Raw genomic sequence first — 18877 nt, 5'->3', positions numbered from 1 at the left:
TGGTCTAACACTGTTTCTAATATTCTATTTCAATGGTGCTGACACGAGGATTTGAACCCCGGGCCTGTTGATTACAAATCAACTGCTCTAGCCAACTGAGCTATGTCAGCATCGAAATTGAGCCAGAATTATAGTGCAAAAGTTTTTCTATGTCAAGGGTTTTTTAGAGAAATTTATAAAATCTTCATCTTTTAGTATAATTGGCTTGAATTTACCCTTATATTCATGTATTTCTTTGGCTATTTTATCTAAAAAGCTAGGCTTAATATGATTTATGTATAGTCTTAAATCATCTCTTTTGATATTTTCTATGCTCTTAAAGAGTAATCGAGGTGTTAAATGTTTACTCTCTTTTGCAAGAATTGGCATAGTTGATGGGAAAGAACATTCTATTACTATAGAATTTATATCTTTTCTACTATCAATAATCTCAATAACATTATCTAGATCATAAGTATCTGCTGTTATTAATACTGAATCACCTTCTCTTTTAAAAATATATCCACAACTTGGAACAGTATGATCAGTCTTAAATGCTTCAAGAGATTCATTTTCATTTAACTTATATTCTTTATCTAATTCTATCTCTGTATAAGATAGTGCCGGAATATCTGACTTGGTCAAAGTTATTGTTGAAAAGTCCGGCCATATTAAATTATTGAAAAAATGTTTTTTAAGAGCTTTAATAGTTCCAGGTAATCCCATTATATTTAAAGTCTTAGTTCTCATAGAGAAATAGTTATCTAATATATATGCTATATCACTAATATGATCTAAATGAGAATGAGTTAGCCATATAGTTTCTATATGTATACTCTCTTCATCTAAAGTAGCTAATATATTTCCTGCATCTATTACATTACTTTTGTTTAGTAAAAATGAACTTGTACCAAAACCTTTTGCTCTTGTTCCATAAGCTCCAAGTATCTTGATTTCTTTCGTATTTACTTCTTCATCAACTACCTTTTCCTGATATTCATCTTTAAACTGTTCTCTTACTGCTAAGATATCTTCTAAATTTTCAAAAAACAGGTCTATCAGCTTTGGATCAAAGTGTTCACCTCTCTCTTCTTTAAAGAGGTTAAATATCCTTTCATCATCCCAAGCTTTTTTATATATCCTATCAGATCCAAGTGCGTCAAATACATCAGCTAAAGCAGTGATACGACCATAAATATGTATCTCTTCACCCTTTAACTTTCTTGGGTATCCACTTCCATTCCATTTTTCATGATGCTCATATGCCACTACAGCTGCAGCTTGAAGAAGCGGTCTGTCAGAGTTCTTTATCATGCCAAACCCTAACTCTGCATGAGTATCCATTACTTTTCTCTCCTCATCATTAAAACGACCAGGTTTTTTTAGTATTGCATCAGGGATTGCAACCTTACCTATATCATGCATAGGACTTGCCTGCTTTAAAAGTTCAGCTTCCTTTGCGTCCATTCCATATGCAAGACCTAAGATTCTAGAGTACTCTGCAACTCTTTTTACATGATTACCTGTCTCTTTACTTCTACTCTCACCAATAGCACCCATAGTAAAGACAACTTCTTTTTGCGTATCTTCTATCTCATTAGTAAGACGTGCAGATACAAGAGTCTCAGCTGCATATGTACTAGCCAACATAAGGCGCTCCATATCTCTTGTATCAAATACACCTTTTTCGCCCTTATGATTAATAACTTGAAAAGCACCAATAATATTATCGTCATTATCAAACATAGGAATTACCATCATGCTTTTTGTACGGTAACCTGTCTTTTTATCTATATCTGAATTGAACCTCTCATCAAGGTAAACATCATCAATGATTATCTTTTGACCGGTTGTAATAGAACTACCGACTATTCCAGAGTCTATCGGAAGTCTTATAGCATCTATACCGTGAGCTACCTTTGTCCATATTTCTTGTTTTTCTTTATCTACAACCCATACTGTACATCTGTCAGAAGAAGTAAGCGCTCTACCCATATTAGCCAGAACCATTATAATGTCGTTATACTCTCTCAAAGAAGATACTTCAGTCAGATATGTAAATATCATTTGTAGTATTTCGTTTGCACCCAAACCTCTTGTATGTTTCATTATAATATCCTCGCTACTTTGTTGTCATTTTATGAACACCCCATGGTTGTTCATCTTTAATATGTGCTAAAAAATACTTCGATGGATTATCATCATAATCTTCAACTAAAGAGGTAAATAACAGTTCTGCTTCTTTAAAATCACCACTCTTATATATAGTAAGTGCTGCGTCATATAGTTTTTTGACTTCTCTGGACTTATCAGTATCAGGCATTAGTTCATATAGAAGCACTGCCTCATCTTTACCTTTTACTTTTACCGGTTCTATCTCTCTACAAATAAACTTATCGCTAATTTTTTCCACAGTAAACTCTGTAATCAAAATATTTACACCATAGTTTTTCGTCAGACCCTCTACTCTAGATGCAAGGTTTACACCATCACCGATAACAGTATAGTTAAACCTAGTATCTGAACCCATGTTGCCAACAACTACATCTGCCGTATTAATTCCTATACCTATTCGAATTGGGTTTATACCTTCAAGAGCAAGCTCTTCATTTAGTGCATCTAGCTTCTCTATCATCTCCAATGCACTTTTACAAGATGCATCTGCATGATCTTTAATATCAACCGGTGCATTAAAAAATGCCATAACAGCATCCCCTATATATTTATCCAGCATTCCGCCATTGTCAAGTACTGCGTTTGTCATCGGAGTAAAGTATCTGTTTAGAAGCGTAATGAGACTGACCGGATCCATAGACTCAGAGATAGTAGTAAAACCACGGATATCACTAAAGAGGATACTGAGCTCTTTACTCTCACCACCAAGGGCAAGTGCTTCTGGGTTTTCTATAAGTTTATCAAGAAGGTCACCAGAGAGGTAAGAGGAGAATGCACCACGCATAAACTTACCGCTTTTTTCTTGCAGGTTAAAAGCTATAGCTTCAACAGCTACTAAACTAAGGACTAAAGAGATTAAAGGATAAAAAAGGTCTATATAGACCATATCGGATACAAACAAGTATCTGACATAAGCATATACTATTAAATAAACAACTATATTTATGATTACTCTATGAAGTATCTTTTTAAATAGAAGTACTAATATAAATGGAAGTAAGACCATCAAGACAATCAGACCAGGAGTTATATTTTTTGGTTCTTTAATAAGATGATTTTCTAATAGGTTAGATATAAAAGTGTAGTGAAGCAACGGTCCTGGCATAGAACCCATAGGTGTACTTACAACATCCCCTGCTCCAACTTCGGTAATACCAAGAATAACTATCTTGCCTTTAAAGTACTCAGGTTTTACTTTTGATGTTGCTACATCTAAGAAAGAAACTATCTCATACTGATCCGGTTGATAGAAGTTAAGTCTGATAAAACCTTTATCATTTAAACCTACCAAACGTTCATTTAACTCTACGTGAGATGCGTCTACTCTTTTTATGTCCTTATTAAACTTTAGTCTTAAACCTTGAATTCCAAGAGATGGATATAGAATATTTTGAAAATATACTGCGATAGGGTAAGAACGAAGAAGATGATCGCTCTCACTAAGAGTAGAAAAACTACCACTTAAAGAACATGACTCCAATATAGGTACAATGTTCATCTCTGCAAATGGTGCGCTTACAAAGAGTGGATTTTTAAACTCTGATATTTGTGATTGTAGCAGGTCAAGAGATGAATCACCAAGTATTTCCAACTCTTTATCCGTAATCTTCTGCGTAGACTTATCTCTTAAAAAGAAACCGCACACACTGGAGTTTAGTCCCGAGAGTGACTCGGCAAGTGCAGAATCTTGTTCTTCTGACGTCGGTTCTGAAAAGATCATATCCATCAAAACAACATCAGCTTCTACTAAGCCGTCTATTCCTTTAGCGATTATTTCTCTGTTCCAAGGCCATCTGCCAAACTCATTTACGCTTGGTTCATCAACTGCTACAAAAACAATCTCTTTACTAGGAGTTTTTTTCTGAAGATCGAAGTTAACATCGTTATAACGAAGTGAAAAACTCTCAAATGGTTCTACTTTATACATATATAACAGAATAGTTACGATTAATATAGGCACTAAAACACCAAGATAGAGAAGCTTATCTTTCATTTAAACTACTTTATAGACCCCATAAGTTTCTCAAAACGTTCAAACTCTGCATCGTCTTCTTTTGTCCAAGCTTTCTCATTAACTTTTTGTCCCTCAAACGAGATAGTGTTTCCTGCTTGAAGATCAAACTCTTTAGTCAGAAGTGCTGCACCTTTATTTTGTTCATTTAGGTATTTTTGATACGCAGCTTCCTGTTCTGATAGATACTTGTTATACTCAGCTTGAACTGCTTTTCTGTAAAGTTCAAACTCCTCTTTAATACTTTGAATTCCGACAACACCCTCTTTTAATTTTACAGATGCTTTCTCTGTAGAGTCAACTATAAAAGTAGTACCTTTAATACCAATGATGGCAAAAGGAGTTTTTACCTTAAGAGCATTCTTCGCATCTCTTGAAGTTATCTTGTAGTAAACCTTACCTGTTTCTTGTTCTGCCATATTTGCAGATGCAAAGTGTAGAGTAGAACTGGCATCCAAAACCAGAGTTGAACCGTCTAAAAGTTTTATTACTGCATTTGCGTCTTTAGAAGTAGTGATTAAGTCGCCTTTTTTTATCTCTAAACCTTTAGTCACTTTACTCTTTTTAAACGAGCCTTCACTCTTAACTTTTACATTCCCTTTACTCAGTTCAACACTTCCCACAGCCGCATTTGCACTTGCCACTGTAACAGATAATAAAGCTATAAAAAGAGAGATTAAAACTTTCTTCACAATAAACCCCTATATTCATTTTTACCCATTATATCATTTAAATTGATACAATTAGATAAAAACTTAACGACCCAAAAGAACAAGGAATAGATATGCTAAAAGTACTGTTTTCACCATCAGAGGGGAAAAATAGCGGTGGCCAAGAAGCTCCAAAAGAACTTCTTGGTTCCAATGAAGCAAGACAAGAGATATTAAACGAATACAACAAGATAGTAACAAGCGGTAATGAAGAATCCATAAAAATTCTTTTTGGTTTTAAAAAAATGAGCGACTGCGAAGCTTATGTAAATGATGTTTTTAACTCTCCTCTTATGTCTGCAATAGAGAGATACCAAGGCGTAGCTTATGACTACTTGGATATGATCACTCTAGATGCATCCGAGATAGAGTACTTAAAGAAAAATACTATAATTTTCTCAAACCTCTACGGCCCTATCCTCGGCGGAGATGCAATAGCTAACTATAAAGTAAAGCAGGGGAATGACATAGGTAGTATTGTTCCTGATAAGTTTTACAAAGACAGATTCTCATATCAGTTAGATTTGTATTTAAACAACGATGACATTTTAGATCTTCGTGCAGGTTACTACGACAAGTTTTACAAAGCCAACAAACCATACACGACACTTAAGTTTTTAAAAGGCGGTAAAACTGTGAGTCACTGGGCTAAAGCGTACAGAGGTTTGGTTTTAAGAGAACTTGCAAAGAACAATATAAACTCCATGGAGGAGTTTATGGCTCTTGAGATAGACGGACTGCAAATCAAAGAGATAAAAGTAATAAGAAATAAAACAGAGATTGTATATAATATCGTTTAATTAAAAGGAAGTCCATTTGCAAGATTCACAAGAATATAAAGATAAAAAAGCATATTTTGATAAGATAATTACACTTTACGGCAGAAATGTTGTTGTAGAAGTACTCCAAGACTCATCCGTTGAAGTTCACAAACTACACATGGCATCTAGCAACAAACCCGATGGAGCTATAAAGACTATCTTAGCACTTGCAAAGACAAGAAAGATAGAGATTACTTACCATGAGAAAAGCTCTCTTAGCAGAATAAGTAAAAATGCAAAGCAAGATCAGGGCGTTGCCATAGACATTATCGCTCAGACTTACAAGAGTGCTCACGAAATTAAAGATATGAAAAGCTTTAGACTTATAGCACTTGACGGCATCCAAAATCCTCAAAATCTAGGGATGATTATTCGTTCATGTGCTGCTGGGAATGTAGATGGAATCATACTTCCTAAAAAGAGTTCTGCAAAAATATCTCCACTTGTAATCAAAGCAAGTTCAGGAACACTTTTTAAACTTCCAATTTATTACTGTAATACTCTTGATGAAATTTTTCCAGACCTAGATGCAGATACGAGAATATACTCTCTATCATCACATGCAAAAACTAGCATCTATGATGTTGTACCAACAGAAAAATCAATATTTGTTTTAGGAAATGAGAGTGATGGAGTGAGTCCTGAGGTTGAAAAACTTTGTAATGACTCAATAAGTATACCGATGCAAAGAGGAGTTGAGTCACTCAATGTTGCAGTGACTGCATCTCTTCTAGCATTTATGAAGTAAAATAAGGAGCTAACTTTTAGTTAGCTCGCCTTTTTATAACATCTTACGTAAAATGTATCATCCATCTTTTCTCTATTGAATGCACCTGACAAAAAGTTAACTACAAATGCCTCTTTACTAGATGCATGTCCAAATGTCTTAGATGACCAGTAGTTGTCAGATACTACATATTTGAAATTTTCTGAAATAGTAGGATTATACACTTTAGTATCTACAAGTGAAAACAGTTCTAAAAAACCTGGCAGTTCCCAAGATTTATGACCATCTAGTTCTAAGTTTTTACAATAACCAACAGCATCCTCAAAAGTTCTTTTGGTAGTTGAGACATCTTTTGTGTCTTGCCATAAAAAGTTTGTTTTTGTATCTTTGATAGTATTTGCTGAGTTTTTAACAATATCAGCGTTTGCACTCAATACTATACATAAAGATAAGATAAATATTTTTAATTGTTCCATTAAAAATCCTTATAATTTTAGTTTGCAGATTGTAGCGATATTGATTTAAAACGAGACTTAAGTAAAAAATAATTTACCAATATTAAGTTTCAGTCCATTTGACAATATATCCAAATAGATATATAATTATATATAAACTATTTGGAGTAAATTATGGCAACAGTAAAAAAATTAATCTCTCTTGATGAGGGAATAGCCAAAGAGTTAGAAAATGTAGCAGATGCTCTTCACAAATCTCAAAGAGAGATAGTTGAAAATGCACTTGATTTTTACTTTGACTATACTGATACAGTAGTAGCTGACAAAATCACAAAAGAAATAAACTCCGGAGAGATGAAAGTTTATGACAGCGAAGAAGTTTACAAAGAGTTGGGCATAGAACTTTGAATATAAAGTATTCTGAAAAATCTTTAAAAGACTTGAAATCGTTTTCACATCCAGACAGAACACTCATAGTTAAAAAAATCCATTATCTTGCAGATAATTTTGAGGTTCTAAAAAACTCAAAAAAAGTGACAGAGTTAAAAGGAAGCGAATTTGAAAACCAATACAGGTTTGTTATAGCCAAAAAAATCCGTGTTCTTTTTAGAATAGAAAATGACGAGATTATTCTTTTAGTTTTGAGAGTTGGGTTTAGGAAAAATATTTATTAAATCTTCCTCAAAATCTTATCTAAGATGCTAGTAGAGAGAACTCTTTTAAATCCACCCAATAGATGCGTAGCAAGAGTGTTATAGTATCTAGGTTGTGGATTTTTAGCTTCAAGTGCGTGGACTATGTTTTTTATAACAACTCTAGAGTCTTTTGTAAATGGGTCGTTGTCTTTCTCTTTTACAGTTAACAGTTCTTCATTGTATTCTTTCTCAAAAACACTTTCCTCAGTAACTACATTTTTCTTAAACATCTTAATGGCATTTTTTCTAAAGTCAGAACGTACTGGACCTGTGTTTATAGTGCAAACATGAATGTCTGTTTCCATAAGCTCTAGGCGAAGCGTGTCACAAAGACCTTCGATGGCATATTTAGAAGCGTTATAAGCTCCGCGAAAACGGAGTGAGATGATTCCCAAAACTGAAGAGTGCTGGATGATTCTTCCGTAACCCTGCTTACGCATGATTTTTATAGCTTGACGTGTCAGTTCATGCAGTCCAAAGAAGTTAGTCTCAAACTGCTCTCTTAAAACATCAGTAGTTATATCTTCCACAGCTCCGGGTTGTCCATATCCTGCGTTGTTAAAAACTGCGTATAGCTCAGCTCCGTCTTTTGTTATCTCATTTAAGACTCTCGAAATATCATCAGGGGAAGTTACATTAAGCAGATAAGTCTCCAGACCCTCTTCTTGAAGTCTTTTTACATCCTCTGCATCTCTAGCAGATGCATAGACCTTATAACCCCTGTTGTGCAGATAGTGAGCGGTGTCGTAGCCTATACCGCTGGAACAACCCGTTATAAGTATGTTTTTTTTCACGAAGTCATTATCTCGTAAGGTCTTCTTATCTCACGGATCACCTCATCCACACTCATATTACGTGATTTGCGAAAAAACTCTTTACCGTCTAAGTAAATCAGTATTGTAGGAATTGCAAATACGTTAAAGTGTGGAGCGATCTCTTCAGTCTCTGAGATATCAACGCTCTCTACTTTAAAGTCCGGAAAGTTAGCTTCTAGTGCTTCTATGAGCTTAGGTTTTAGTGCATGACACACATTACAGCTTGGTGCTGAGAAGTAGACCATTACAGCCATATTTTCTTGTATAGTATTATTTATATTTTCAATTGTTTGCATGACGAAATTATAACAGATATAATTTCATTATGAGTTCAATAATATTTTCAATTCTTGGTATATATATTTTTATTGTCGTGGGTTTCATCGCTAAGATGAGTTTTAAAGAGCAGATTGACGATAAAACAATAACACTTATAAATGTCTACTTCCTGCAAGTCTTTTTAACTTTTTGGGGACTTCTTATCCGCCCTATCGACATCACGCTTCTCTACGCTCCTAGCATCTACCTTGGCATCGTAGTCGTACTTCTTTTAGTCTCAGCCATCGTTGCAAAAAAACTCTTCGAGTCTCCAAAAGAGTACTCCATTGCAACGGTTGCAGCCATCATCGGGAACACCGGAAATCTCGGCATCCCTATAAACATAGCCATCTTCGGTGAAGAGTCTATTCCCTATACGACTGTTGTAAACCTTATGAATGTTTTTGTAGTCTACACAGTAGGAGTCTTTTACTACTCACGTGGAAGTTTTGATACCAAGACATCACTTATGAACATAGTAAAGCTCCCTATCCTTTGGGCAGCGATACTCGCAATAGCTCTCAGCGTCTACGGTTATAAACCTTCAGGTGTAGTTTTAAACATGCTGATGATGGGTGCTTATGCATCTATGACTATGCAACTCTTCCTTTTTGGAATCTACCTCTATGGTACGAAGATTCAAGAGATAAGTAAGACTTTAGTTATTTGGGTTTTAACATTTAAGTTTCTATTACTTCCTGCCATTGCCTTTTTAGTTCTGGTAAATATAGAACTTGATCCCATGATAAAAGGAATCATCTTTATAGAGCTTATGATGCCGCTAGCCGTTGCAAATGTAAATCTTGCATCTCTATATGACTGTAGTCCGAGAGTCGTAACTGCTTTGGTATTTTTGTCTTCTATTGTTTTCTTGGGAGCGATATTTGTGGCTGTTGAAGTTTTAGCTTATTTGTAGTTATGCTTAACTAGAGATTTTTCTCTAGTTAGCCGTCGTTTGTAATAGCAGTGATAAGTTCTTTTAAAACATCTTCACATTTATCATTGTCTATCTGACAAGTTCCTGCGGCACCATGACCACCACCGCCATATTTATACATTAGCTCACCAATATTAGTTTTTGAACCTCTGTCGATAATTGATTTACCTGTTGCAAAAACTGTATTTTGTTTTAGGAATCCCCAAAGTACGTGTATTGAGATATTTATCTCTGGAAACATTGCATAGATCATAAAACGGTTACCGGGGTAGATGATCTCTTCATCTCTTAAATCAAGAACAACCAGATTATCATAAATCGTAGAGCATCTCTCTATCTGGTCTTTAAACTCACCTGCATATTTGTTGTACAGATCAACTCTCTCTTTTACATCAGGAAGAGTCATGATATCTTCTATACCGTGGTCATGACAGTAGTCAATCAAATCCATCATAAGATCATAATTTGAGATTCTAAAGTCTCTAAATCTTCCAAGACCTGTACGGGAATCCATCAAAAAGCTAAGTAGATCCCAGCCTTTAGGATTTAAAATATCCTCTTTTGAAAACTGAGCCGAATCTGCTTTATCAACCGCTACCATCATATCTTCACGAATCATAGATAGGTCATTGTCTTTAACATAGTAATCATAGACAACACGAGCGGCAGACGGAGCATCTGCGATGATGATGTGATTGTCAGCTTTTTCATTACGAACAGTTTCACTCTCATGGTGATCAAAAACTAAGTGAGCTTGTGGAACATAAGGCAGATTTGTAATGATGTCATTCTCAGTAATAACTATCGTACCGTCTTGCATATCTTTTGGATGCACAAACTTAATATCATCTATCAACTCTAACTGTTTTAAAATTACAGCACAAACAAGACCATCCATATCACTTCTAGTGACTAAACGAAACTTTTTACTCATAGTTATTACCTTCTAATTTATAATTGCTCTGATTATATATCAATGTTATTAAAGTTAATCTGAATAAGCTTTATCTTTTTGACAAATCATCATACGCAAGTTTACGAATCCAGTCATTAAACTTGATATCGTTTTTTATACAATAAGCTGCAAATATTTTCAACTCTTCTGGTGTTACCATTAGCTCTATTTCTACAAGCTTTTCATTTGAACTCACCAAGCTCTCTATTGTTTTATATTCTGTTTTCATATTAAGAAGAACAACTTAGCTTGATGTTTTTTGACTTTAGAGGTGTTGCTTTAGCCAGATGCTCCAACTCTAGATGCTCTTCAAATGGACTGTGAGCAACTATGAGTAATTCATCAATCATCGAGTACTCTCCCTGTTGTGCTTTTTCTATAGCCTCTTGCAAGATATGATTTTTCAAGATGTATTTTGGATTAACCCCCAGCATCTGCGTGTGTCTTTCCTCTTTACTCAGAGTCTCTTTTTTGAGTCTCTCATCATAAGCTTCCAGCCATTCACTAAGCGGTGTCTGAAACACTGCCATATCTAAGATACTTTTTTTATCTCCATCATAAGCAGAGAGTGTTCTAAAAAAGAGAGTATAGTCTATAGTCGCACTCTCTAAAGAACCCAGCATCCACTTAAAGAGTTCTATGTCTTTTTCATCTTTGGCATACAGTCCCATCTTGTTATACATGATGCTTAGATACTCTTCTTCATAGCTAGTACCAAAGGTCTTATCTAAGATCTCTAAAGCTCTGTCATGATTTACTATCGATGATAATGCCACTGCAAGTTTATGCAGGTTCCAGTGAGCGATGCCGGGTTGGTTTTTAAAACTGTAGCGACCATCTACATCTGTATGATTACAAACATAACCAGACTCATAATCATCCAAAAATGCGAAAGGTCCGTAGTCTATCGTTCTTCCATCTATGGACATATTGTCAGTGTTCATAACTCCATGGTTAAAACCTACACTCTGCCATCTGGCAATAGTAATCGCTGTATTTCTAACTATCTCTTCATACATCTTCACGTACATTCCCTCTACATCTTTTAGATGAGGGAATGATTCATCTATGACATAGTCTGCAAGTTTTTGAACCTTGTCATGGTCGCCTCTAAAGTTAAAGTACTCAAATGTACCAAAACGAACCCAAGTAGGAGAAAGACGAAGGACTATAGCACCCTTTTCCCATTCCTGCCTTGCTATATCGGTATCACTTCCTATAAGGGCAAGTGCACGTGAAGTCTCAATGCCAAGACCATGCATAGCTTCACTCATTAGATACTCACGAATAGATGAGCGCAAAACTGCCCTGCCGTCACCCATACGGGAGTATAGAGTAAGACCGGAACCTTTTAGCTGTAGGTTTTGACCATTTACCTTACCAAGATTTATAGCACGTCCATCTCCTAAACGATAAACAAAATTACCAAATTGATGACCTGCATAACACATGGCAAAGGTATCTGAACCTTCTAGTTTATAATTGCCGTTTAGTATATCTACTAGATTTTCATCTTTAGTTATATCCTCATCTACTCCTAAGAGTTTTGCAGCATCTTTAGATGCAGAGATTAGGAAAGGATCTTTAAGTGGTGTCGGTTCTACTTCATCAAAAAATATAGGATCAAGTTCTCTATATGGAGTGGTGAGTTTTAATTGTGATATTTTCATAGTCAGGTTTTAACATTAGCCTTATTAAAAAAACCTATATAAAAAAAATAAACTTTTTTCTGTAGTACGATTTAAGAATAGTTTATTAAACTACTTGCATGAATAAATCACTACAGATGGTATATGAGTACCACGAAACTACAAAACATGCTCAACATAAATATGCTCGCTCGCTTGGCTACATGGACTGGAGTACGCAACCCGACCCATTTAGAGTTTACAACGGAGCTAAAACTATAAAGCTGCCTTTAGCAATACAAAACTCAACTCCACCATATCATCTGCTAGATGCAGAGCTACCATCAGCCCCAGTTCTCAAAGAGTCTATCTCTCAGCTTTTGCAGTTCTCTATGGGTCTAGCTGCTTACAAAGAATCTGGCGGTAGTTCTTGGGCAGTAAGATGTAATGCTTCTAGTGGAAACCTGCATCCGACTGAGACTTATCTTGTGCTTCCTCCTCTTATGCAAGAGCAAGTTGGTAAAAGTAGCATCTATCACTACAGACCAAAAGATCATGCCTTAGAAGAACTTGCAAGTTTTGAGACATCATTCTGGAAAAAACTGCCGGAGGGAAGTTTCATAGTGGGTCTATCTAGCATCTCATGGCGTGAAGTTTGGAAATATGGGGAGCGTGCATTTCGCTATACACAGTTAGATGCTGGACATGCGTGGCAGGCCTTTGTAGTATCTGCGAAGATGCTGGGATGGAAAGTAAATAGACTAGACAGCGTAAGCGATGCTGACATCTCTACTCTACTAGGTCTCACTCAAAAGACAAGATTTTTTGAAGATGAAAATCCAGATATGCTTTTTGTTATCTCACCACAAGATGTAAACCCAAAACTATCAATAAATGCACTGGTAGGGAGTGTTCCACTAAAGTTTGAAGGTATAGCGAATAAACTAAGTCCATCCATGCAAAAGTGGGATATCATCCCCGCAATAGAAGAAGCAACATCAGATGCACAAATCCCTCAGCCAACGACTCTAAGAAGTGAGACAACAAGAACTCCAAGTAGAGAGTCAAAAGACGTAGTTCTAAACAGACGAAGCGTTCATGTGATGCAAAAGGATATGTCTACTATAACAAAAGAGCAATTTCACAATATGCTATCTAGTATTTTAGATTCTCAAGATGCAAAAGAGAACTCTTCTCATTTGGCGATCTTTGTACATCAGGTTGAGGGTTATCAATCTGGTCTATATATTTTAGTGCGAAACTATAGAGACAGGGATGACTTGGAAAAAGAAATGGACGCTAAATTTCGTTGGAGTCATACAGAGTTTGAGCATCTCTACCTGCTTCAGACAAGAGACCTTTGTGCAACCTCAAAAGCCATAAGCTGTTCTCAGGACATAGCAAGTGATGGAGCATTCAGTCTTGGAATGTTGTGTAACTTTACAGACCAACTACAAAAGTATGGAGCACACAGATATAAAGAACTTTACTGGGAGTGTGGTGCTATTGGTCAACAACTATATTTAGAGGCAACTTCTATGGGACTCTCTGGAACTGGGATAGGATGTTTCTTAGATGATGATATGCATAGACTGCTTGGACTTAAAAATAATCGCTATCAGGTTTTATACCACTTTACTGTAGGACGTGGTTATGTGGACAGTCGCATAATGACACGACCAGCCTACGACTAAAAAGGTATGACTAAAGAGGAAGAATCTCTTTTTCATACACTTCATTTATAACTTGTGCCAGACCTGCATATATAGCAGATGCTCCACATATAATACCTTCATAACCTGCAATCTGTTTAATAAGAGGACTGTGTAGTGCGTCTCCAATAGCTAGTAGAAAAAATAATATAGTTAAAGATGCAAATACAAATTGCAGTGCTCTTGATAACTTTAATGTAGCAATAAACATTACTGCTGTAAATAATCCCCACATAACTAAAAATGCAACCATTGCAGAGTTGTCCGGTGCAACTCCAAGACCAAGTTTTGGCAGTAGAAGTAAACCAACTAAAGTAAGCCAGAAAAAACCATAAGATATAAATGCAGTAGTCGCAAAAGTATTACCTTTTTTCCACTCCATAATTCCTGCTATTATCTGTGCTGATCCACCATAGAAAATTCCCATAGCTAAAATCATCGTACCTAATGTAAATAATCCTGTATTGTGTAGATTTAGTAAAACTGTTGTCATACCAAAGCCCATTAGACCTAATGGTGCAGGATTCGCTGTAAATTCTTGTTGTGCTAGTTCTTGAGTCATAATTTCCCTTTGGAGAAAATTATATATGAAGAATGTTTCTCAAATGTTTCTTTTTTGATTAATCTTGTAACCTACGTTATATTGGGAAGAGAAGAGGTTAAAAGAGAGTTTTGTTTTTAGTTTTGAAAAGACTATTCTTAGTTTATTTGTGTTAAAGTCACTCTGAATATCATCTTCCCAAACATAGTTTAAAATATCAATATTTGAGAAAGTAAGATTAGGTTTTGAGCAAAATAGTTTTAGTAACAGCAACTCTTTTTGCGTAAGTTTAAAAATAACATTACCTTTTGACAGAGTCTCTTCCTCTTTACTCCATATAAAATCACCATCTAAATATAGTAAACTTTCTTTATCATCGCGAGCTTGCAGGTTATGTATACATTTAACAATTATCTCTTCTAGTTCAAAACTCTGTATTGGCTTTACTAGATATTTTGTAAGTAGTAACTCAGTAGCTGCAAGTAACTTTTCTCTATCTGAGTATGCACTTAGTATTATTAGTTGTGTCTCTTTATCTCTTCTTCTTATGATTTTTGCAACTTCTAAACCATTAACTACCGGCATATTAATGTCAAGTATAATGACATCAGGTTTATTTTCTTCATACAACTCTAAAGCTTCTTGCCCATTAGTCGCTTCATAGACATCTTTAAAATAGAGTCTCAAAAACTTTGCATATTTCTCTCTAATTCTTTCATCATCTTCTGCGTAAAGAATTGAGAACTTATTCTGATTCATAAATTTTCCCTTAAACACATATGATGAATGTAACACCATTGTTTCTGTTTTTAAGCATAATATTACCAGCCATGTTCTTATGGATAATCTGTTTAGCTATATAGAGACCTAGACCACTGACTTTTTTATCATTTTTCGTACTAAAGTATAGATCAAACACTTTGTCTATATTTTCACTCTCTATTCCATTAGCATTATCTGAGATGCTTACATATGATTTGTTGTCTCTTTCATCAACTTCTATCTCTATTTTTGGATTTTCAATCTTTTGAGATGCAAATGCATCTAAAGAGTTTGTAATAATTGTAAGTATAACTTGCTGGTAAAGTGTGATATAACTATTTATCTTTGCATCTTTTAAAATATTTACCTTTATATCTACATGTTTAAGTGACGGTGATAGTATATTTATACACTCCTCGATTGCAACTTTAGGAGAAAAATTCACCTTCTCTTTTTCTTGAACAAAAAATCTGCTAAAATCATCTATAGTATCGGATAAATACTGCGTAGTTGTCTCTATATCAGCAATAGCTTTTTTTAACTCTTTTTCTCCAAGCATATCTTGCTTTTTATCCATATACATATCAAGAGTTATCGCATTTATTTGTGCAAGTGGCTGTCTCCACTGGTGTGAGATAATATTTAACAGTTCACCAATAGTTGCCATTTTAGACTGATGAAATATTATCTCATCTTTTTCTCTATTTTTCTCCTCTTTCTTCTGTATTCTCTTTTTATAGTTATTAAACCTTTTTTCAATGTTTTTTGAGAACAATACAAAAAGCATTATAAATATAGAAGTCAATATAATATTAGTAAATAAAATCTTTTTAACAAGCTCATCATTTATCTCTTGCAGTTCCTGTTTTCTCTTTAATATTTTAGGTTCTATATCACTTGGATGAAAACCATATCCGATAGCCCATTGCCAAGTGTCAAAACCTTTAATGTAAGATATTTTTTCACTGTGAGTATGATGTGTTCCAAGTAGACCGATGTAAGAAAGATAACCTTCCTTCTCTTTAGCAACTTTGATAATCTCTTTTGTTATCATAAAACCAGTTTCATCTTTTAAGTTTATTTGATTCTTTTCAATGAAGCTTTTTTCTATATTTATTAAAAAATTTCCTTCATAATCAATGATAAATATATATCCGTTTTTATCATATTTCATAGACTCTATTTTTTTTAATATATCTTCTTTACTCGTAAGATGCTTATACTCATAGTTAATCATCGCATGAACTTTGTGAACTTCTTTTTTAATTATCTCTCTTTGTAAATTTATATAATCATTTTTTAAAAAAATCATCTCTTTTTGAAGTTGCTTATTATTGTATTGAATCATTAAAGTTGTTGTAGTTACTGAAAAAAGGGTTAGCATTATAAGTGGAACTATTTTGATAATATTTAATAGTTTTTTTTCATTTTGTCTTTGCATAGTCGCATTATACTGACAAACATATAAAAGTTGAAGAAGGTGAAAGAGTTACACTACTAGTGAATTTTCCAATCGTACCCGTATCTATCCATATGGTATTCTTGATTTTGTTGGTCTAATGCTTGACGTTCATTATCAACAAAGATGAGAGATGTAGCAAAGATAAAAAGATCCATCAATATTACAATTATTATAATTTTCAATGTAATGACTCTCTTTATTAATGAGATTAGAATACACACTCCATAGCTTATAGAGTGTGCAAAATTATAATTATTTTATTTTCTCTAAAATAGAATCTACAGAGAAACCAAATTTCTCAAACAATTGTTCTGCAGGAGCAGATGCACCAAAAGTATCCATACCGATAACTGTATCAGCAAATCTGTACCACTCTAAGCCACGAGCCGCTTCAATAGCTACTGTCTTAGTTCCCTCTTTGATGATAGAAGAGATGTAAGAAGCATCTTGTTCTATGAAAAGATCATAACAAGGAACAGATACAACATTCACTGGAACATCCATGCCGTTTAGTGTCTCTTTAACTTTAAGAGCAAGTTCTACTTCAGAACCAGAAGCCATAAGAGTAATCACAGCATTTTCATCAGTAGCTAATAAGTAACCACCCTTAGATATCTCACCAACTGCCGGAGTTGGAAGAACTGAAAGATTTTGACGAGAACATACAAATGCAGATGGAGATTTACTCATTTGCAGAGCTACTTTCCATGCCTCAACATTTTCAGCACCATCAGCCGGTCTCCAAACGTAGAAGTTTGGTAAAGCACGGAATTGTGAAAGATGCTCAATAGGTTGGTGAGTCGGACCGTCTTCACCCACACCAATACTATCGTGAGTCCAGATAAAGAACTGCTGGATACCAGTAAGCGCTGCAATACGAGCAGCAGGTTTTAAATAATCTGAAAATACAAAGAATGTAGCTGAGAAAGGCATAAGAGGACCATAAAGTGCCATTGCATTTACGATTGAGCTCATTGCGTGTTCACGAATACCGAAGTAGATATTTCTACCTTTTGGATAAACACCCATGTCGTTTAGATTAGTCTTGTTTGATGGACTAAGATCAGCTGAACCACCTAAGAAACTAGGAATCCCTCGAGCGATAGCATTCATAATTTTACCGTTAGTACTACGAGTAGCATCTGCTTTTTCAAACGTAGGGTAATCAATACGAGAGAAATCAGGGTTTTGAAGTGCTGCTAAAGCTTCGTTTTGCTCCATAAGTGGAAGAGTTTTTTGTCTGTGAATCCATTCACGCTCAACTAAGTCACCATCTTCAATGGCACATCTAAAACGAGCCATTACATCTTCATCAACAAAGAATTTTTTCTCTGGATCGAATCCTGCATCAGTTTTAGCTTGAGCAATAACATCATCTCCAAGAGGCGCACCGTGAGAATGGTGAGAACCTTCTAACTTACCAGCACCCTTAGCAATGATAGTGTTAGCAATAATGATAGTTGGTTTAGTATTTGATTTTGCGGTAGTGATAGAAGCGTCTATCTCATCAAAGTTATGACCGTCACACTCTAAAACATCCCAACCCTGAGATTCGAAACGACCACGGATATCTTCTGATATACTCAAGTCAGTTGAACCCTCGATAGTAATACGATTCGAATCATAGATAAGAATAAGATTATCCAGTTTGTTGTGTCCAGCAATAGAACAAGCCTCATAAGATATACCTTCTTCTAAATCGCCATCACCACATAGACAGTAAACGTTATGGTCAATCAGTTCTGCTGTCTCAGAGTTTACCTGAGAACCAACAAATTTTGAAGCCATAGAAAAACCGACAGCATTAGCTATACCCTGACCTAAAGGACCGGTAGTAATCTCGATACCTGCAGTGTGACCAAACTCTGGATGCCCAGGAGTCTTAGAGTCTAACTGACGAAAGTTTTTAAGATCATCGATCTCTAAACCGTATCCCCAAAGATAGTAAAGTGAGTAGATAAGACCTGTACCATGACCACCTGAAAAAACCAATCTGTCACGGTTTAACCACTCTGGGTTTTTAGGGTTGTGATTCATATGCTCACTAAGAACTACAGCAATATCTGCAAGACCCATTGGTGCACCTGGGTGACCTGAATTTGCCGCTTGAACCATATCTGCTGCTAAAAATCTTATTGAATCGGCCATCTTTTGACGCATTACATTACTCATAT

At 35.2% G+C, this 18877-nt stretch carries 19 protein-coding genes and 1 tRNA gene; 6 read left to right on the top strand and 14 right to left on the bottom strand.

Going from position 1 to position 18877, the window contains the following annotated elements:
- Positions 1-33: 33 nt before the first annotated feature.
- From ABZC13_RS12595 to ABZC13_RS12580, 4 genes are all read right to left on the bottom strand, one after another.
- Positions 34-110: transfer RNA gene (locus ABZC13_RS12595), tRNA-Thr, on the bottom strand.
- A 37-nt stretch (positions 111-147) separates the two neighbouring features.
- On the bottom strand, positions 148-2088 hold the full coding sequence (locus ABZC13_RS12590) for an HD domain-containing phosphohydrolase (protein WP_373004477.1): 1941 nt from the start codon (positions 2086-2088) through the stop codon (positions 148-150).
- Positions 2089-2101: 13 nt separating this feature from the next.
- Entirely contained in the window at positions 2102-4147 is a 2046-nt protein-coding gene (locus ABZC13_RS12585) for a CHASE2 domain-containing protein (protein WP_373004474.1), read from the bottom strand.
- A 5-nt stretch (positions 4148-4152) separates the two neighbouring features.
- Complete coding sequence (locus ABZC13_RS12580; protein ID WP_373004471.1) at positions 4153-4857, bottom strand: FecR domain-containing protein; 705 nt, start codon at positions 4855-4857, stop codon at positions 4153-4155.
- Between the two features lie 92 nt (positions 4858-4949).
- Between ABZC13_RS12580 and ABZC13_RS12575 the strand changes: the two genes are divergently transcribed.
- A complete protein-coding gene (locus ABZC13_RS12575) occupies positions 4950-5675 on the top strand; it encodes a YaaA family protein (protein WP_373004468.1) in 726 nt (241 codons plus the stop codon).
- A gap of 16 nt (positions 5676-5691) precedes the next feature.
- On the top strand, positions 5692-6444 hold the full coding sequence (locus tag ABZC13_RS12570; RefSeq protein ID WP_373004465.1) for a TrmH family RNA methyltransferase: 753 nt from the start codon (positions 5692-5694) through the stop codon (positions 6442-6444).
- 20 nt (positions 6445-6464) lie between these two features.
- Here the strand turns inward: ABZC13_RS12570 and ABZC13_RS12565 are convergent, their stop codons facing one another.
- On the bottom strand, positions 6465-6899 hold the full coding sequence (locus ABZC13_RS12565; RefSeq protein WP_373004463.1) for a DUF1566 domain-containing protein: 435 nt from the start codon (positions 6897-6899) through the stop codon (positions 6465-6467).
- 153 nt (positions 6900-7052) lie between these two features.
- Between ABZC13_RS12565 and ABZC13_RS12560 the strand changes: the two genes are divergently transcribed.
- Entirely contained in the window at positions 7053-7286 is a 234-nt protein-coding gene (locus ABZC13_RS12560; RefSeq protein WP_373004460.1) for a hypothetical protein, read from the top strand.
- The gene (locus tag ABZC13_RS12555; protein WP_373004457.1) at positions 7283-7552 is read left to right on the top strand and encodes a type II toxin-antitoxin system RelE/ParE family toxin; all 270 of its coding nucleotides are present in this window, start codon (positions 7283-7285) and stop codon (positions 7550-7552) included. Before ABZC13_RS12560 ends, ABZC13_RS12555 begins: the two co-directional genes overlap by 4 nt.
- Here ABZC13_RS12555 and ABZC13_RS12550 read toward each other — a convergent pair.
- Together ABZC13_RS12550 and ABZC13_RS12545 are read right to left on the bottom strand one after the other, a co-directional pair.
- Complete coding sequence (locus ABZC13_RS12550; protein WP_373004454.1) at positions 7549-8367, bottom strand: SDR family NAD(P)-dependent oxidoreductase; 819 nt, start codon at positions 8365-8367, stop codon at positions 7549-7551. The two genes, ABZC13_RS12555 and ABZC13_RS12550, sit on opposite strands and share 4 nt — an antisense overlap.
- Complete coding sequence (locus ABZC13_RS12545; protein WP_373004451.1) at positions 8364-8684, bottom strand: thioredoxin family protein; 321 nt, start codon at positions 8682-8684, stop codon at positions 8364-8366. The genes ABZC13_RS12550 and ABZC13_RS12545 overlap by 4 nt, the downstream gene beginning before the upstream one ends.
- A 29-nt stretch (positions 8685-8713) precedes the next feature.
- Here ABZC13_RS12545 and ABZC13_RS12540 point away from each other — a divergent pair, with 29 nt between their 5' ends.
- On the top strand, positions 8714-9622 hold the full coding sequence (locus tag ABZC13_RS12540; protein WP_373004448.1) for an AEC family transporter: 909 nt from the start codon (positions 8714-8716) through the stop codon (positions 9620-9622).
- Between the two features lie 28 nt (positions 9623-9650).
- Here the strand turns inward: ABZC13_RS12540 and ABZC13_RS12535 are convergent, their stop codons facing one another.
- The 3 genes from ABZC13_RS12535 to ABZC13_RS12525 all read right to left on the bottom strand — a co-directional run bounded on the left by ABZC13_RS12535 (position 9651) and on the right by ABZC13_RS12525 (position 12268).
- Entirely contained in the window at positions 9651-10577 is a 927-nt protein-coding gene (locus ABZC13_RS12535) for an exopolyphosphatase (RefSeq protein ID WP_373004446.1), read from the bottom strand.
- Positions 10578-10647: 70 nt separating this feature from the next.
- On the bottom strand, positions 10648-10827 hold the full coding sequence (locus ABZC13_RS12530) for a hypothetical protein (RefSeq protein ID WP_373004443.1): 180 nt from the start codon (positions 10825-10827) through the stop codon (positions 10648-10650).
- Between the two features lies 1 nt (position 10828).
- The gene (locus ABZC13_RS12525; RefSeq protein ID WP_373004440.1) at positions 10829-12268 is read right to left on the bottom strand and encodes a YdiU family protein; all 1440 of its coding nucleotides are present in this window, start codon (positions 12266-12268) and stop codon (positions 10829-10831) included.
- A gap of 98 nt (positions 12269-12366) precedes the next feature.
- Between ABZC13_RS12525 and ABZC13_RS12520 the strand changes: the two genes are divergently transcribed.
- Positions 12367-13920, top strand: coding sequence for a SagB/ThcOx family dehydrogenase (locus tag ABZC13_RS12520; protein WP_373004437.1), 1554 nt, complete (start codon positions 12367-12369; stop codon positions 13918-13920).
- A 10-nt stretch (positions 13921-13930) separates the two neighbouring features.
- Here the strand turns inward: ABZC13_RS12520 and ABZC13_RS12515 are convergent, their stop codons facing one another.
- The 4 genes from ABZC13_RS12515 to tkt form a co-directional block, all read right to left on the bottom strand.
- Complete coding sequence (locus ABZC13_RS12515; protein ID WP_373004434.1) at positions 13931-14500, bottom strand: acetate uptake transporter; 570 nt, start codon at positions 14498-14500, stop codon at positions 13931-13933.
- A 39-nt stretch (positions 14501-14539) separates the two neighbouring features.
- Positions 14540-15238 (bottom strand): response regulator transcription factor, encoded by a 699-nt coding sequence (locus ABZC13_RS12510; RefSeq protein WP_373004431.1) that lies wholly within the window; start codon positions 15236-15238, stop codon positions 14540-14542.
- 10 nt (positions 15239-15248) lie between these two features.
- Positions 15249-16682, bottom strand: coding sequence for a cache domain-containing protein (locus ABZC13_RS12505; protein WP_373004428.1), 1434 nt, complete (start codon positions 16680-16682; stop codon positions 15249-15251).
- Positions 16683-16955: 273 nt separating this feature from the next.
- Positions 16956-18875 carry a transketolase gene (tkt, locus tag ABZC13_RS12500; protein ID WP_373004425.1) on the bottom strand — a complete coding sequence of 640 codons (1920 nt, stop codon included), beginning with the start codon at positions 18873-18875 and terminating at the stop codon, positions 16956-16958.
- Positions 18876-18877: the final 2 nt, after the last annotated feature.

It is taken from the genome of Sulfurimonas sp. (genome assembly GCF_041563035.1).
Lineage (GTDB): Bacteria > Campylobacterota > Campylobacteria > Campylobacterales > Sulfurimonadaceae > Sulfurimonas.
The sequence above is the reverse complement of the archived record's forward strand: the minus strand, read 5'-3'. Positions and strand labels throughout refer to the sequence as shown.

Bases quoted from the DNA above. Each gene is read 5' to 3' on its own strand.
- ABZC13_RS12590 (WP_373004477.1), bottom strand. From the start codon at position 2,088: ATGAAACATACAAGAGGTTTGGGTGCAAACGAAATACTACAAATGATA.
- ABZC13_RS12585 (WP_373004474.1), bottom strand. From the start codon at position 4,147: ATGAAAGATAAGCTTCTCTATCTTGGTGTTTTAGTGCCTATATTAATC.
- ABZC13_RS12575 (WP_373004468.1), top strand. From the start codon at position 4,950: ATGCTAAAAGTACTGTTTTCACCATCAGAGGGGAAAAATAGCGGTGGC.
- ABZC13_RS12565 (WP_373004463.1), bottom strand. From the start codon at position 6,899: ATGGAACAATTAAAAATATTTATCTTATCTTTATGTATAGTATTGAGT.
- ABZC13_RS12560 (WP_373004460.1), top strand. From the start codon at position 7,053: ATGGCAACAGTAAAAAAATTAATCTCTCTTGATGAGGGAATAGCCAAA.
- ABZC13_RS12545 (WP_373004451.1), bottom strand. From the start codon at position 8,684: ATGCAAACAATTGAAAATATAAATAATACTATACAAGAAAATATGGCT.
- ABZC13_RS12540 (WP_373004448.1), top strand. From the start codon at position 8,714: ATGAGTTCAATAATATTTTCAATTCTTGGTATATATATTTTTATTGTC.
- ABZC13_RS12535 (WP_373004446.1), bottom strand. From the start codon at position 10,577: ATGAGTAAAAAGTTTCGTTTAGTCACTAGAAGTGATATGGATGGTCTT.
- ABZC13_RS12530 (WP_373004443.1), bottom strand. From the start codon at position 10,827: ATGAAAACAGAATATAAAACAATAGAGAGCTTGGTGAGTTCAAATGAA.
- ABZC13_RS12525 (WP_373004440.1), bottom strand. From the start codon at position 12,268: ATGAAAATATCACAATTAAAACTCACCACTCCATATAGAGAACTTGAT.
- ABZC13_RS12520 (WP_373004437.1), top strand. From the start codon at position 12,367: ATGAATAAATCACTACAGATGGTATATGAGTACCACGAAACTACAAAA.
- ABZC13_RS12515 (WP_373004434.1), bottom strand. From the start codon at position 14,500: ATGACTCAAGAACTAGCACAACAAGAATTTACAGCGAATCCTGCACCA.
- ABZC13_RS12510 (WP_373004431.1), bottom strand. From the start codon at position 15,238: ATGAATCAGAATAAGTTCTCAATTCTTTACGCAGAAGATGATGAAAGA.
- ABZC13_RS12505 (WP_373004428.1), bottom strand. From the start codon at position 16,682: ATGCAAAGACAAAATGAAAAAAAACTATTAAATATTATCAAAATAGTT.
- tkt (WP_373004425.1), bottom strand. From the start codon at position 18,875: ATGAGTAATGTAATGCGTCAAAAGATGGCCGATTCAATAAGATTTTTA.